Raw genomic sequence first — 13,251 nt, 5'->3', positions numbered from 1 at the left:
ACAATCTAGCCTAGTAGCTTTAGCCCCACGCTACAAGCGATAATCACGCACACACAAAGGAGTTTTAGCAGCGATTTGCTCTCCCCATAAAACACCACGCCCACGATCACCCCTCCCGCTGCGCCAATCCCTGTCCAAATCGCATACCCCACGCCCATGGAGATTGCCTGCATGGCAAAGCTTAGGCAAGTGAAGCTTAGTGCAAAGCAAGCAAGGATTGCTAGTAGATAGATTCTCCTTCCATCTACAAAGCGCTTCATAGCAATCACGCCCACGATCTCCAGCACTCCAGCGCCAAGCAATGCGAGCCAATGCATTATTTCACTCCTTTATGTGTATTGAGGGGGTTTTTATCCATGTGGCTTTCTTGTTTTGTGCTTTCTTGCTCTGCATTTTCTCTCTTGCTATTTTCCTGCCCACCCTCATGTGTGGTAAATTTTAGTCCAAGCACCGCACACATCAGCAGTGCTATGAGCGAGAGTTTGGCAAGCGAAGCTGGCTCACCAAACGCCAAAATCTCCATAATCACAATTCCGCCAGCCCCAATACCCACAAAAACGCTATATGCCACGCTAATTTCAAGTGCTTTGATAGCAAGCAGCATGCATACAAATGATATGCTAATCCCAACACCTGTGAGAATCTGCAAACCAAGCGTATCGGCATATTTAAGCCCGCTTACCCAAAACACCTCACATACGCCACCGATGAGGACTAGTAGCCAGGCGAGATTTTTACTCATGGATTCTCCTTGCTCTAAATGCGCGTTAGCTTTTATACGAGAATTTGCTCCATACGAGCGTCGAAATTTTGCCCGACATTCTACCATACCCTACGACTCTGTTTGCCCACTCTAGCACGCCTTAGCCGCCCTAATCAACTTCTAATAAATCCACTGCTACAATGCCTGTCTAAAATCTAGGACACAAGAATATAGCACTATGATCACTCAAGCTTCAATCGAGAATCTAAAACATCGTATCGATATTCTCGAAATCATCTCTAGCTATCTTGAGCTAAAGCGCGTGGGCGCAAATTATGCGGCAAACTGCCCTTTTCACAACGAAAAGTCTCCAAGCTTTATGGTCTCGCCGAGCAAGGGGATATTCCACTGCTATGGCTGCGGGATAGGTGGCGATAGCATAAAATTTGTCATGGAATATGAGAAACTAAGCTTTGTTGAGGCAGTGGAGAAAATCGCAGACATGCTAAATTTCACGCTTGAATACGACAGCAAGCGCGTGGAAAAAAGCGAAGTGCTGGAGAAAATCGCAAGCTTCTACCACACTTGCCTACTAGATTCTCGCGCCATGCTAGAGTATCTGCATAATCGCGGGATCACCGATACACTCATCGCGCAGTGGAATCTAGGGTTTGCCCCAAGCTATGAGCGCCACCTGACTTATATCAACGCGCACAATCTTCCAACCACCGAGCTAGAAAAACATGGCGTGCTAGGGAAAAGCGAGAAAAACGCTAGACCCTATGCGCGCTTTAGTGATCGTATCATCTTCCCTATCCACTCTGCTAGCGGGAAAGTCGTGGGGTTTGGCGGGCGAAGCTTGCGCGCAGATGCGCAAGCTAAATACCTCAACTCCCCACAAGGCTCGCTCTTTAATAAATCTCGCTTGCTCTATGGCTATCATTTGGCTAGGCAGAGTATTTTTGCAAATGGGCGTATCATCATTACCGAAGGCTATATCGATACAATCATGCTCCACAAAGCAGGCATGACAAATGCTGTTGCCACGCTTGGCACAGCCCTTACAAAAGAGCATATCCCCCTGCTTAATAAAGGCGATCCAGAGATTATCCTAAGCTATGATGGAGATAAAGCCGGCATTAACGCAGCATTTCGCGCCAGCAGCCTGCTTGCCCCCCTTAGCAAGAAGGGCGGAGTGGTGATATTCCCAGATGGCGCAGATCCAGCAGATATGGTAGCTAGTGGTAGGCTTGAAGAGCTTAAAGCGCTTTTTGCTAAGCCTGCACCTTTTATAGAATTTTGCTTGCAGATGATTGCTAGTAAGCATAATCTCGCCAACCCCCTTGCCAAGGAAGATGCACTCAAAGAGATCGGCGCTTTTTCTCGCACGCTCTCCCCGCTTATGCAAGAAGAATACGCACCTTTCATCGCGGATTTACTGCAAATCCCGCTCCATTTGCTTAAGCGCACCAAATCCTCTGCACGCACAGCTAGCACACACAATACACTACCACTCATAGAATCCAGCGGCGATAAGCTCGAGCGGCTAATCCTGCGCTACATGCTCGAAGATGAAGCCCTGCTCAATCGTGGATTGGATTTTATCGATGAGAGTATATTTTTGCAGTATAGAGAAGCATTTCATGCACTCTGCGCCAATGACTTGCACAACAAAGATCTGCTTGCCATAGCCCTTGACCCGCTGCCTGTGTGCGAGGGCGGGTTTGACGCGGAGCTTAGAATCTTTATCCAGCGCTTCCTAGAATCTAAGCTCCGCACTCCGGGCAATTCACTTGAAACAATCACCACGCTTCGGGGCAAAATCGCCAAACTCAAACAAGGAGAATTACAACCAATATGACAGCATTAGCACTTTTTAGCGGAGGGTGTGATAGCCTTATAGCGATGAAGCTACTCACACTCCAAGGAATCAATGTCAAAGCCGTGCATTTCAATATCGGCTTTGGAGGCAATAAGGACAAAAGCGAGTATCTGCGCAAAGCAGCAGCACAGGTGGGCGCAGAGCTTGTGCTAGTTGATATTAGAAAGCAGTTTTTTGACAATGTGCTTTTCACGCCCAAATATGGCTATGGTAAGTATTTCAACCCTTGTATCGACTGCCATGCCAATATGTTTGCGCAAGCATTTTTGCGTCTAGAGGAGTTTGGCGCGAGCTTTGTGGTAAGCGGAGAGGTGCTAGGGCAGCGTCCAAAATCCCAGCGCAAAGAAGCACTCGATCAAGTAAGAAAGCTTGTGCGAGATCTGGGCAATGATCCTAGATTCTCACACTTGCTAGATTCTAGCCCCATGGATTCTAGTTCGCTAGATTCTAGTAGCCCAGAATCTAAACCTCGCTTCCTTGATGAGCTATTGCTACGCCCTATGAGTGCCAAGCTCCTAGAGCCAAGCTTCCCAGAGAGAGTAGGCTGGGTAGATAGAGAGAAGCTACTTGATGTGAGTGGGCGCGGAAGAAGCAGGCAGCTTGAAATGGTAAAAAGCTGGGGCTGGGAGCACTATGAGAATCCAGGCGGGGGCTGCTTACTCACAGATCTAAGTGTGGCGCAAAAGCTCAAAGACCTAAGCGCGCATAGGAAAATGGTGCTAGAGGATATCGAGCTTGTCAAAGTCGGGCGCTATATGATTCTCCCTGGTGGCGCGCGGCTTATCATCGGGCGCAATGAACAAGAAAACGCCAAGCTAAGCACGCCAAACCCACGCATGCTCCAAATCACGCTACTAGACTCCATAGGTCCTGTAAGCGTAGTAGAATCTAATGCTAGCGAGGCAGACAAGCTTCTAGCCGCACAATGCACACTCGCCTATGCCAAGCCTCACGAGCAGAGGCAAAGCCTAGCAGATTCTAGCCCAGAATCCACACAAGCCAATCTCGGCGCACCAGATATTGCCCCCAAAGCCCAACGCGTAAAAGTCGGTGATGAAATTCTCCATGTTACACCCATACAAAAAGAGAGAGCGCATGAGTTTTTGTTTTTCAAAGCCTAGCAAGCTGCATGCACAAAAGCCACTTAAGATTGGATTCCTGGTGGCATCAATAGAGCTAGGAAGCAATGTCGCTTATGCTAAGGCAATCTATGCGCTAAAAGCCCTCTACCCCTGCAAGCTTATCGTCTTTGGCAATGCTATTACCACAGCACTCTACTCCCAAGCCAAGCACATCGATCATCTCATAGATATTGCAATCAATACTTGGCAAACCACAGACAAATCCCCCACCGCGCAAAAGTCCTACGCACCTCTGCGTGCTAAGCAAATTGCTACAATTAGCAGCTTCTCCTGCGACTATCTTATCCTAAGCGATGCCAAAAGCGCATTCCTGCGATTCGCGCTTGCCACCAATGCCAAAAGAGTGCTTTGTGCAAGAAAATTTATCAGCCTGCTCGCCCCGCGTGCGCGCACGCTACCAATCTACTCTAAGCCCAAATACAAATCTATACCATTTGAACATATCTTGCTTCATCTTGTGCGCATGATCGATACAGCGCGCTATGATGAGTATATCCACTCAATCCCACTCTTGGCAAATGCGCGCCTTCATGCAAGCCCAAAAGTGCAAGAAAAAATCGACAAAATCTTTACCTACAAAAACGCTCGATATTGGGGAGGGGGGGGGTTACTAGCACCTTGCCGTAGTGGGCACGATGAAGCCATTTTGGATTCTAGATTTGTGCTGGTAAATCCCTTTAATCACAATTCCAGATTCTCGCTCCCAGAATCCGCATGGCTTGATCTCATAGAAGAACTTCTAGCACGCGATTATCCTGTGCTACTTATCACCTATCCAAGCGTGCATAAAACTTTTATGCACGCACTCATTGCCCGAGGATTGGCGCGGAAGATCTTTGTATTTGCCAATGATACAAATCTAGGGAATCTTATCGCCATGGTGGGCAAAGCACGCTACTGCATAAGCCCAAGCACAGGCACGATACATCTAGCACTAAACCTTGGGCTTAAATGTATCGGGCTATATCCTAGCTACGATCAAGGACGCTGGGGAAGCGAGCAGCTCACTTATATAACACTTACCACCCCGCGTAATGAGCTAGATTCTAGTGCGTGTGCTACGCTCATCGCCCAAACCATGGAGACTCTAAAGTCTTTAGAGGCTTAGTGCTGTGTGCTTGAGGATTCTGGGTATCATTAAGGAATATTTGATAAAACCTAGCTTATAATCGCGCTTCGCACGAGATTATCATCAAATACTAGATACCACATTTTAAGGACTTTTATGGCGATGGACGAGAATAAAAAAAAGGCGATTGATTTAGCATTAAAGCAAATCGATAAAGCCTTTGGTAAAGGCGCGCTTGTGCGGCTTGGCGATAAGCAGGTGGAAAAAGTGGATTCTATCGCGACAGGCTCGCTTGGGCTTGATATGGCTCTAGGGATTGGGGGCGTGCCAAAGGGGCGGATTATCGAAATCTATGGTCCAGAATCCAGCGGGAAAACCACCCTTTCACTACAAATTGTCGCGGAGTGCCAGAAAAATGGCGGGATCGCCGCCTTTATCGATGCCGAGCACGCGCTTGATGTGTATTATGCGAAAAAGCTAGGGGTCGATACGGAGAATCTCCTAGTCTCCCAGCCTGATAATGGCGAGCAGGCATTAGAGATTTTAGAGACGCTTACACGCAGTGGGGCGGTGGATTTGGTGGTGATCGATTCTGTGGCAGCTCTCACGCCAAAGGCAGAAATCGATGGCGATATGGGTGATCAGCATGTGGGCTTGCAAGCACGGCTTATGAGCCACGCTTTGCGTAAAATTACAGGCGCATTGCATAAGATGAACACCACGCTCATTTTTATCAACCAAATCCGTATGAAAATCGGTATGATGGGCTATGGCAGCCCAGAGACCACCACAGGTGGGAATGCGCTGAAATTCTACGCAAGTGTGCGCATAGATATTCGCCGCATCGCCTCGCTCAAGCAAAACGAGCAGCACATCGGTAATCGCGTCAAAGCAAAGGTTGTCAAAAACAAAGTCGCCCCACCTTTTAGAGAAGCGGAGTTTGACATTATGTTTGGCGAGGGGATTAGTAAGGAGGGGGAGATTATCGACTATGGCGTGAAGCTTGATCTCATCGATAAAAGTGGCGCATGGCTTAGCTATAAAGACCAAAAGCTAGGGCAAGGCAGGGAAAATGCCAAACTTATGCTTAGAGAAAACACCGCCCTAGCCCAAGAAATCACCCAAAAGATCAAAGAGCAAATTGGCACGAGTGAAGAGATCCTTCCACTCCCAGATGAGCCAGAATCTAACTAAGCCAATCGCAAAACTCACAAAGGAGCTACTATGATTTACATCGATAATATCTATGCCCAAGAAGTGCTTGACTCTCGCGGGAATCCAACCATTTGCGCAAGCGTGCTTCTAAGCGATGGCACAAGTGGCAGTGCCATCGTGCCAAGTGGGGCTAGCACAGGCAAGAGAGAAGCTCTAGAGCTACGCGATGGAGATAAGAAGCGTTTCCTTGGCAAAGGAGTGCTAAAGGCGTGCGAAAATGTCGATACCACGATTTGCGATGCACTCATTGGCTCTAGCCCTTTTGATCAAGGGCTTATCGATGGGATTTTAAAAGATATTGATGGCACGCATAATTACGCAAACCTTGGAGCAAATGCCACGCTTGGCGTCTCTATGGCAGTGGCACGCGCAGCGGCAAAGAGCCTAAATATCCCCCTCTATCGCTATCTAGGCGGGAGCAATGCCCTAACAATCCCCGTGCCAATGCTTAATATCATCAATGGCGGTAGCCACGCGGATAATACCGTGGATTTCCAAGAGTATATGATTATGCCCCTAGGCTTTGATACCTTTGATGAAGCCTTGCGTGCGAGTGCGGAGGTGTATCAGCATTTAAAGCAGATTCTCAATAAAGCTGGGCATATCACAAGTATCGGCGATGAAGGGGGCTTCGCACCTAATCTTACAAACAATGAAGAGCCTATTGAAGTAATACTAAAAGCCATAGAAGCAGCAGGGTATAAGCCCGGAGAGCAGATTGCCATAGCACTTGATGTAGCAAGCAGCGAGCTTGTCGATGAAAAGGGAGTCTATCATCTAAAGGGAGAGGGGAGAAAGCTAGATTCTAGCGAGCTTGTGGGGTATTATGAGAAGCTTTGCGCGAAATATCCCATCGTCTCTATCGAAGATGGGCTAAGTGAAGATGACTGGGAGGGCTGGAAGCTGCTTACACAAAAGCTAGGCGAGAGAATCCAGCTTGTAGGCGATGATTTGTTTGTAACCAATCACGAGATTTTAGCCCAAGGGATTAAAAACAACATCGCCAATGCGATTTTGATTAAGCCTAATCAAATTGGCACAGTGAGTGAGACAATGCAGAGCGTGCGCCTTGCCCAACGATACGGCTATAAGTGCATTATGAGCCACAGAAGCGGAGAGAGTGAAGACCACTTTATCGCAGATTTTGCTATCGCGCTAAACACAGGCGAGATTAAAACAGGCTCGACTGCTAGGAGTGAGAGAATGAGCAAGTATAATCGCTTGCTTGCTATCCAAAAAGACATCGCCAATGCGCATTATCTGGGCAGAGCGTTGTTTGACAAAAGCTTCTTATAAGACTCTAGTAGATTCTGGGACTGGATATGCGCGCGCTGCTGACCATGCTAAAAAACCAAGACTTTTGGTATAAGCTTTATGCGCGCAGAATCTACCTGCTAGGCTTTGTGGGGCTTGTGGTAGCTGGTGGGTATGTAGGGGTGCTGCTTTTTGGTGATCACTCCCTAAGCGTGCTGATGAGAAATATCGCCCAGCGCGATGATCTCATCAAAGAAGTCAATAGCCTGCAAGATGAAAATGCGAGCTTACAGAAGAGTTTGTTTGAGCTAAAGGGGCTTGAACCATGAGAAAGTATATCCTTTGGATTTGTGCTTTGGCAATGGTAGCGCTTCATCTCCATGCGCGCGAGAATCCGTTTGAGCCTATCATTCGTCCCAAAGAAGACAACATCACTCCCAAAAATGCCAAAGACCCATTCACCGAGCTTGACTTTAAGCTCCCAAGTAACGCCAGAATCCTAAAAAGCATTACAATCACTTACCAGAAAATCGATGGCAGCATCGAGGAAAAAACAATCCCCATAGATGAGAGTATCGACTGGCACTATCCACTACTACTCACGCAAAAAGGCGCGATTTTAAACGAAGATGTGCGCTACTGGACGATTAAGCCATTTCAGTTTTTCACACAAGGGAACAAATTCTATCTCTATACTAACGCCACGATTGTGCGCTCTTTTGTCCTGCCAAGCCCCTATCGTATCGTGCTAGACATCGAGCGAAAAGACGAGAATCCAAGCGGCTCAATCAACCTTGGCGTGAAGTATTTCACCAAAGCCTCACTCGGGACTCACAAAGATTTCTATCGCTTTGTCATCACGCTTGATGGGCAATACCCCTATGACATCACGCGCGATGGCGACTACTACATTATCTCTGTGCAATAATGCAAAACATCGTGCTAATTGGCTTCATGGGCTGCGGAAAAAGCACGCTAGCGCGTGAGCTTGGCAGGGTATCTGGGCGATTTGTACTTGATAGTGATATGCTTATCGAGCAGCGCGAGGGTATCAGTGTGGCAGAGTATTTCGCGCGCTATGGCGAGGGGGCGTTTAGAGAGAGGGAGAGGGAGTTTATTGACTGGGTAGAATCCAGTGTGCATGGGGCTATCATCTCCACAGGCGGAGGCATGAGTGCGCACAATAGCGTAAAGCCCATGGGCATAGTGGTGTATTTGGATATGGCATTTGAGCGCATTTGCGCAAGGCTCTCCCAAAGCGATTTAGCCAAGCGCCCTCTGTTTGGCGATAGGACAAAGGCGCTTGAGCTTTTTACCAAGCGTCAAGCCATCTACCAAGCCCAAGCAGACATCACGCTTAATGCAGAGCTTGAGATAGCTGCGCTGGTGAGTGCGCTAGATCCCCTACTCTAGCTGGTTTAGATTCTAGCTTTTAGGGCTTTTGGACTCTAGGCTCGCGCTAGATCCAAAGCAATTTTTGCTATGATGTGGGCTGGTTACCAAAAAGCATGAAGGAAGTATATGAAATCATTCAAAAGCCGCATGGCAAGCTGGCGCGAGGTGCGAGATTGGCGCGAGTTTATAAGCAAGCTGTGCAAAAGCTTCATGCTCGCCTATCGCTTTCTCACCTATCGCCAAGAGATGTTCTACTATGCCTCTTCGCTAAGCTTTTATACGATTTTCGCGCTTATTCCTATGCTTTTTATCACCTTTTCTGTCTTGCTGGCATTCTCGAGCTTCCAGGATAAAGTCATCGATGTCGAGCGTCTTATTCTCTCAAATATCCTGCCTACAAATGCCGAAGTGGTGATGAATTTCATGAATACATTTCTCGCAAATGGCAACAAAATGGGTATGGTTGGGGTGATTTCTGTGTTTATCACCTCATTGCTATTTTTTCGCAACTATGAGTTTATCACCTCAAAAATGTTTAACTCCAAGCCGCGCAAATTCTTTGACTCGCTTATGATGTATTGGACTATGATTACACTCTTTCCGCTAGCTTCTGTGGCGATGTTTTATTTCAGTCTCTACGCCCAAGATATCCTAAACGCCCACTCCAAGTCGCTTTTATGGTCGCATATTTTTTCATGGTGTGCGACTTGTGTGCTATTTCTTGTGCTATTTCGTATCTCCGCCAACAAGCCATTGCATAAAAAAACCCTCCTTATCTCATCATGCGTTTCTGGGAGCATTTGGTTTATGATGAAAAATCTCTTTGTCTATTATGTAACGCTTAATACCACCTACTCCACACTCTATGGCTCGGTTTCTATTGTGCTATTTCTCATGGTATGGATTTATGTCTCATGGCTTGTTATGCTATTTGGCATGCGCGCGTGTCAAGGGATTTTGCAGTGCTTTCGGCTTGAGAAACCCACCAAAGACGACATGCTCTAATGCGAGAATCCAAGTTAAGCCCACACCAAGCCAAGCAGCCCCCTAGCATCAAAATGTGCGGGCTTAGCAGGGAGCAGGATATCACTTGTGTAAATACGCTACTGCCGGATTTTGTGGGGTTTGTGTTTGCCAGCAGTCCGCGACAGGTAAGCATAACACAAGCTGCGCGTCTAAAGTCTCTGCTAGATTCCAGGATTAAGGCGGTTGGGGTATTTGTAGGGGAGAGTGTAGATGAGATTGTGAAGCTAGTGGATTCTGGCGTGATTGATTATATCCAGCTCCACGATAGCAATGAGATAGAATCTAGCGAGAACTTCACTAGGCGTGAGAGCAGGATTCTAGCGCTGCGACAGCGCACTAGCACACCCATCATCAAAGCCATCGCAGCAAGCAATGTGCCAAATATTCTCGCCCAGCAAGAAAGCACAGCAGATCTGCTCTTGCTTGATAATGCCAAAGGCGGTAGCGGAAAATGCTTTGACTGGGACTATGTGGTGCGTGCGCGGGAAGCTGGATTTGATAGGGAGTTTTTCCTTGCTGGCGGGATCAATGCAGGCAATCTCTCTCGCGCGCTAGCACTACACCCATATGGAATCGATCTCTCCAAAGGGCTAGAATCTAATGGCGCAAAAGACTGCGCCAAAATGCACGAGATTATGGAGATACTTAGCAAGCATAGGACATAAATGGGGCTATGGAATCTAGCTTAGATTCTATCCTAGCTTTTAGAGAACGCCCACTCCCCCATGGATTTCTTGTAATGACAGCTCGCACATGCACCACTTTTTTCGCCCTCTCTTGTAAGCTCTTGACGCAGTGCGATAAATTTATCATTCATAAACAGATCAAAAAGATTCTCGCGCGACACATCACCTAAGATATATGGCGCATGCGCGCCTACATCACTGCGGAGATTGCAGCAGGGCATGACAAGCCCATTGTAATCCACATAAATATCCATAAGCGGAAAATAGCATGGGCTTGTGCGTTTGTGTAGCTCCCGCTGCTTAATCTGCTCGATGACTCCACCCCTATCGCCGCCGCCGATATCAGCATTCCAGCTACAATAATAGACATTAAGTCTCTCATAGTCAAATGTTACACCATATTCCTCTGGAGTATTTACACTTACGACATAATTTAGCCCAAGATTTTTGCCCATTCTCTTAATAGCAGGTTTGATATAGCGCTCCACATCAAACCGCTCACCTTTCTTGGCATAGTAGCTCATATACATATAGCTCGCTCCCGCATCGCGTAGCTCATCGAGATATTCTCGGTTGAGATAATCGCCATTAGTGAAAATCCCAAGCACCGCATTTGGTAGCTTAGAGCGGGTTTGCTTTAAGCGCTTGATGATAAGATCTCTATCGGCGAGCGTTTCGTTGAAGCGGTGGAAATTCAGCACACCTGCATACTCAATCTCTGCAAGATTATCGATGAGCTTTAGGAAAATCTCCTCTGGGAGCTGGATACTTTTGGATTTGCGATCGATGATAGAGTTTGGGCAAAACCAGCAAGTGCGATTGCAAAAGCTTGCAATCTCTATCTCAATCAAACGAAGATTGTCTTTGAGAATTTTTCTTTTGCATTCAGGGTCGCTAGTGGGCGTAGTAAGCTCGATATAGCGATTAAGCACGCTCATCGCATCGCTTGCACGAGAATCCAGCGCCACTCGTCTCATAGTGCTAGGAGCGAGCTTAGTGCGGTAGTAGTAGCGCAAGCTAAATGGCACATAGGGCTTAATGGACTTTTTTACATAGCGCAAGGCATGAGTGATGGGAGATGTAGATTCTGCAAGCATGAAATATCCTTAAAATCTTGTAGTCTTGGGGTTGCTTTTGTTTTGGGATTCTATTTTTTTTTTTTTTTTTTAAAAAGCTTAAACGAGCTTGGAAGTTCAATATGCGTGAGTGATTTTGCTTGTTTCTAGAGTGTTTTGGGAGATTCTAGTATTCTCATGCTCCCACAAACTCCATGCAATCCTTAAGAAAATCCATGCTACAATCCGCGCTTGTTTCATAGATATCAATCAACCACAGCTATCAATAGAGCGATCATGAGCCGAAAAACCACAAACAAAAAGAAAAGCAAGGAGATGACATGCGAGTGTATCTTGATAATAATGCCACAACAATGGTCGATCCTAAAGTCAAAGAAGCAATGGAGCCGTTTTTCTGCGAGCATTATGGGAATCCAAATAGCCTGCATAAATACGGCACAGAAACGCACCCAGCAATCGCCGATGCACTTGAGAAGCTCTACGCTGGTATCAATGCACGCGATGAAGATGACATCATCATCACAAGCTGCGCCACAGAGAGCAATAACTGGGTGCTTAAAGGCGTGTATTTTGACAAGATTAGAAGCGGAGAGAAAAGCCACATTATCACCACAGAAGTCGAGCACCCAGCCGTGGGGGCAACTTGCGACTTTTTAGAGAGCTTGGGGGTAAAAATCACGCGCCTAAAGGTCAATAAACACGGCGCGATCTATGTCAAAGATGTGCGGGAAGCCATCAGCGATGAAACCGCGCTTGTAAGCGTAATGTGGGCAAACAACGAAACAGGCGCGATTTTCCCCATCGAAGAAATCGGCGAGATTTGTAGGGAAAAGAGCGTGCTTTTCCACACGGACGCGGTGCAGGCGATTGGCAAGATTCCTGTATGTGTGCAAAGTGCGAATGTGGATTTCCTAAGCTTTTCAGCACATAAATTCCACGGACCAAAGGGCGTGGGCGGGCTTTACATTAGAAAGGGTGTGGAGCTAACCCCACTGCTACACGGCGGAGAGCATATGAGAGGGCGGCGATCGGGCACGCTTAATGTGCCTTATATCGTGGGTATGGGCGAGGCTATGCGGCTTGCGGTGGAGTATTTAGACTATGAAAATAGCTATGTCAAAAACTTGCGCGATGAGCTAGAATCCAAACTGCTTGGGCTAGATGATGTGCAAGTCATCGGCGATATTACACACCGCGTGCCAAACACGATCCTAGTGAGCGTGAAGGGCATTGAGGGAGAGGCAATGCTGTGGGATTTAAACAAAGCTGGCATTGCGGCTTCCACAGGTAGCGCGTGTGCGAGCGAGGACTTAGAGGCAAATCCCATTATGGTAGCAGTAGGCGCGGATAAAGAGCTAGCTCACACGGCGATTAGAATCTCTCTAAGCCGCTACAACACGCAAGCCGAGATGGACTACACTTTTGAAGTGTTTAAGAAGGCGGTGGAGAGGCTAAGGGCGATTTCTAGTAGCTATGAAAACTGATTGCGTTTGTATCTTTGGCTTGGCAATTCAGCTTTTTGCGATAAATGCGGGAGCGGCGAAAAATTTCTGCGGTCATTACCCTTTAAGGTAACTCCCTTGAAATTTTTCTTGCAACCCACATTTCTCATCAAAAATCTTAGAATTGCTAGGGTTTGCATTGAGCGGCTTTATTCTACCTTTGTGATTTTCTCAAAGATACTGCCGCAGAGTGTTAATGTGCTAGATACTAGAATCTAAGCGGCAATTTTATACAACAACTAAAGGAAAGAAAATGGCAAAGAATGACTTAATCGGTGGTGCGTTATGGGACGCATATTCA

General features: G+C 47.0%; 14 protein-coding genes. 11 read left to right on the top strand and 3 right to left on the bottom strand.

Going from position 1 to position 13,251, the window contains the following annotated elements:
* Positions 1-5: 5 nt before the first annotated feature.
* The gene (locus Q0171_RS02195) at positions 6-317 is read right to left on the bottom strand and encodes a multidrug efflux SMR transporter (RefSeq protein WP_299326221.1); all 312 of its coding nucleotides are present in this window, start codon (positions 315-317) and stop codon (positions 6-8) included.
* Entirely contained in the window at positions 317-742 is a 426-nt protein-coding gene (locus Q0171_RS02190; protein ID WP_299326218.1) for a multidrug efflux SMR transporter, read from the bottom strand. Before Q0171_RS02190 ends, Q0171_RS02195 begins: the two co-directional genes overlap by 1 nt.
* A 199-nt stretch (positions 743-941) precedes the next feature.
* Here Q0171_RS02190 and dnaG point away from each other — a divergent pair, with 199 nt between their 5' ends.
* From dnaG to Q0171_RS02140, 10 genes are all read left to right on the top strand, one after another.
* Entirely contained in the window at positions 942-2,564 is a 1,623-nt protein-coding gene (gene dnaG / locus Q0171_RS02185; RefSeq protein WP_299326216.1) for a DNA primase, read from the top strand.
* Positions 2,561-3,706: a 7-cyano-7-deazaguanine synthase gene (locus Q0171_RS02180; RefSeq protein ID WP_299326213.1), complete on the top strand. Its 1,146-nt coding sequence runs from the start codon at positions 2,561-2,563 to the stop codon at positions 3,704-3,706. Before dnaG ends, Q0171_RS02180 begins: the two co-directional genes overlap by 4 nt.
* Positions 3,681-4,835, top strand: coding sequence for a glycosyltransferase family 9 protein (locus Q0171_RS02175; protein WP_299326210.1), 1,155 nt, complete (start codon positions 3,681-3,683; stop codon positions 4,833-4,835). Before Q0171_RS02180 ends, Q0171_RS02175 begins: the two co-directional genes overlap by 26 nt.
* A gap of 117 nt (positions 4,836-4,952) precedes the next feature.
* Positions 4,953-5,990, top strand: coding sequence for a recombinase RecA (gene recA / locus Q0171_RS02170; RefSeq protein WP_115010884.1), 1,038 nt, complete (start codon positions 4,953-4,955; stop codon positions 5,988-5,990).
* Between the two features lie 30 nt (positions 5,991-6,020).
* The gene (eno, locus tag Q0171_RS02165; protein WP_299326201.1) at positions 6,021-7,307 is read left to right on the top strand and encodes a phosphopyruvate hydratase; all 1,287 of its coding nucleotides are present in this window, start codon (positions 6,021-6,023) and stop codon (positions 7,305-7,307) included.
* 26 nt (positions 7,308-7,333) lie between these two features.
* Entirely contained in the window at positions 7,334-7,594 is a 261-nt protein-coding gene (locus Q0171_RS02160; protein WP_299326198.1) for a hypothetical protein, read from the top strand.
* On the top strand, positions 7,591-8,193 hold the full coding sequence (locus Q0171_RS02155; RefSeq protein ID WP_299326195.1) for an AMIN domain-containing protein: 603 nt from the start codon (positions 7,591-7,593) through the stop codon (positions 8,191-8,193). The genes Q0171_RS02160 and Q0171_RS02155 overlap by 4 nt, the downstream gene beginning before the upstream one ends.
* Entirely contained in the window at positions 8,193-8,678 is a 486-nt protein-coding gene (locus tag Q0171_RS02150) for a shikimate kinase (RefSeq protein ID WP_299326192.1), read from the top strand. The genes Q0171_RS02155 and Q0171_RS02150 overlap by 1 nt, the downstream gene beginning before the upstream one ends.
* Before the next feature lie 108 nt (positions 8,679-8,786).
* Positions 8,787-9,665, top strand: coding sequence for a YihY family inner membrane protein (locus Q0171_RS02145; protein ID WP_299326189.1), 879 nt, complete (start codon positions 8,787-8,789; stop codon positions 9,663-9,665).
* Positions 9,665-10,351, top strand: a complete 687-nt coding sequence (locus tag Q0171_RS02140) for a phosphoribosylanthranilate isomerase (protein ID WP_299326186.1) — start codon at positions 9,665-9,667, stop codon at positions 10,349-10,351. The genes Q0171_RS02145 and Q0171_RS02140 overlap by 1 nt, the downstream gene beginning before the upstream one ends.
* A gap of 32 nt (positions 10,352-10,383) precedes the next feature.
* Here the strand turns inward: Q0171_RS02140 and Q0171_RS02135 are convergent, their stop codons facing one another.
* Positions 10,384-11,469 carry a radical SAM/SPASM domain-containing protein gene (locus tag Q0171_RS02135; protein ID WP_299326183.1) on the bottom strand — a complete coding sequence of 362 codons (1,086 nt, stop codon included), beginning with the start codon at positions 11,467-11,469 and terminating at the stop codon, positions 10,384-10,386.
* A gap of 299 nt (positions 11,470-11,768) precedes the next feature.
* Between Q0171_RS02135 and Q0171_RS02130 the strand changes: the two genes are divergently transcribed.
* Complete coding sequence (locus tag Q0171_RS02130; RefSeq protein ID WP_299326181.1) at positions 11,769-12,932, top strand: NifS family cysteine desulfurase; 1,164 nt, start codon at positions 11,769-11,771, stop codon at positions 12,930-12,932.
* Positions 12,933-13,251: the final 319 nt, after the last annotated feature.

Source organism: uncultured Helicobacter sp. (genome assembly GCF_937906905.1).
Lineage (GTDB): Bacteria > Campylobacterota > Campylobacteria > Campylobacterales > Helicobacteraceae > Helicobacter_B.
Note: the sequence above shows the minus strand (reverse complement) of the source record. Positions and strands in the feature narration are given on the sequence as shown.

Bases quoted from the DNA above. Each gene is read 5' to 3' on its own strand.
- Q0171_RS02195 (WP_299326221.1), bottom strand. From the start codon at position 317: ATGCATTGGCTCGCATTGCTTGGCGCTGGAGTGCTGGAGATCGTGGGC.
- Q0171_RS02190 (WP_299326218.1), bottom strand. From the start codon at position 742: ATGAGTAAAAATCTCGCCTGGCTACTAGTCCTCATCGGTGGCGTATGT.
- dnaG (WP_299326216.1), top strand. From the start codon at position 942: ATGATCACTCAAGCTTCAATCGAGAATCTAAAACATCGTATCGATATT.
- Q0171_RS02180 (WP_299326213.1), top strand. From the start codon at position 2,561: ATGACAGCATTAGCACTTTTTAGCGGAGGGTGTGATAGCCTTATAGCG.
- Q0171_RS02175 (WP_299326210.1), top strand. From the start codon at position 3,681: ATGAGTTTTTGTTTTTCAAAGCCTAGCAAGCTGCATGCACAAAAGCCA.
- recA (WP_115010884.1), top strand. From the start codon at position 4,953: ATGGCGATGGACGAGAATAAAAAAAAGGCGATTGATTTAGCATTAAAG.
- eno (WP_299326201.1), top strand. From the start codon at position 6,021: ATGATTTACATCGATAATATCTATGCCCAAGAAGTGCTTGACTCTCGC.
- Q0171_RS02160 (WP_299326198.1), top strand. From the start codon at position 7,334: ATGCGCGCGCTGCTGACCATGCTAAAAAACCAAGACTTTTGGTATAAG.
- Q0171_RS02155 (WP_299326195.1), top strand. From the start codon at position 7,591: ATGAGAAAGTATATCCTTTGGATTTGTGCTTTGGCAATGGTAGCGCTT.
- Q0171_RS02150 (WP_299326192.1), top strand. From the start codon at position 8,193: ATGCAAAACATCGTGCTAATTGGCTTCATGGGCTGCGGAAAAAGCACG.
- Q0171_RS02145 (WP_299326189.1), top strand. From the start codon at position 8,787: ATGAAATCATTCAAAAGCCGCATGGCAAGCTGGCGCGAGGTGCGAGAT.
- Q0171_RS02140 (WP_299326186.1), top strand. From the start codon at position 9,665: ATGCGAGAATCCAAGTTAAGCCCACACCAAGCCAAGCAGCCCCCTAGC.
- Q0171_RS02135 (WP_299326183.1), bottom strand. From the start codon at position 11,469: ATGCTTGCAGAATCTACATCTCCCATCACTCATGCCTTGCGCTATGTA.
- Q0171_RS02130 (WP_299326181.1), top strand. From the start codon at position 11,769: ATGCGAGTGTATCTTGATAATAATGCCACAACAATGGTCGATCCTAAA.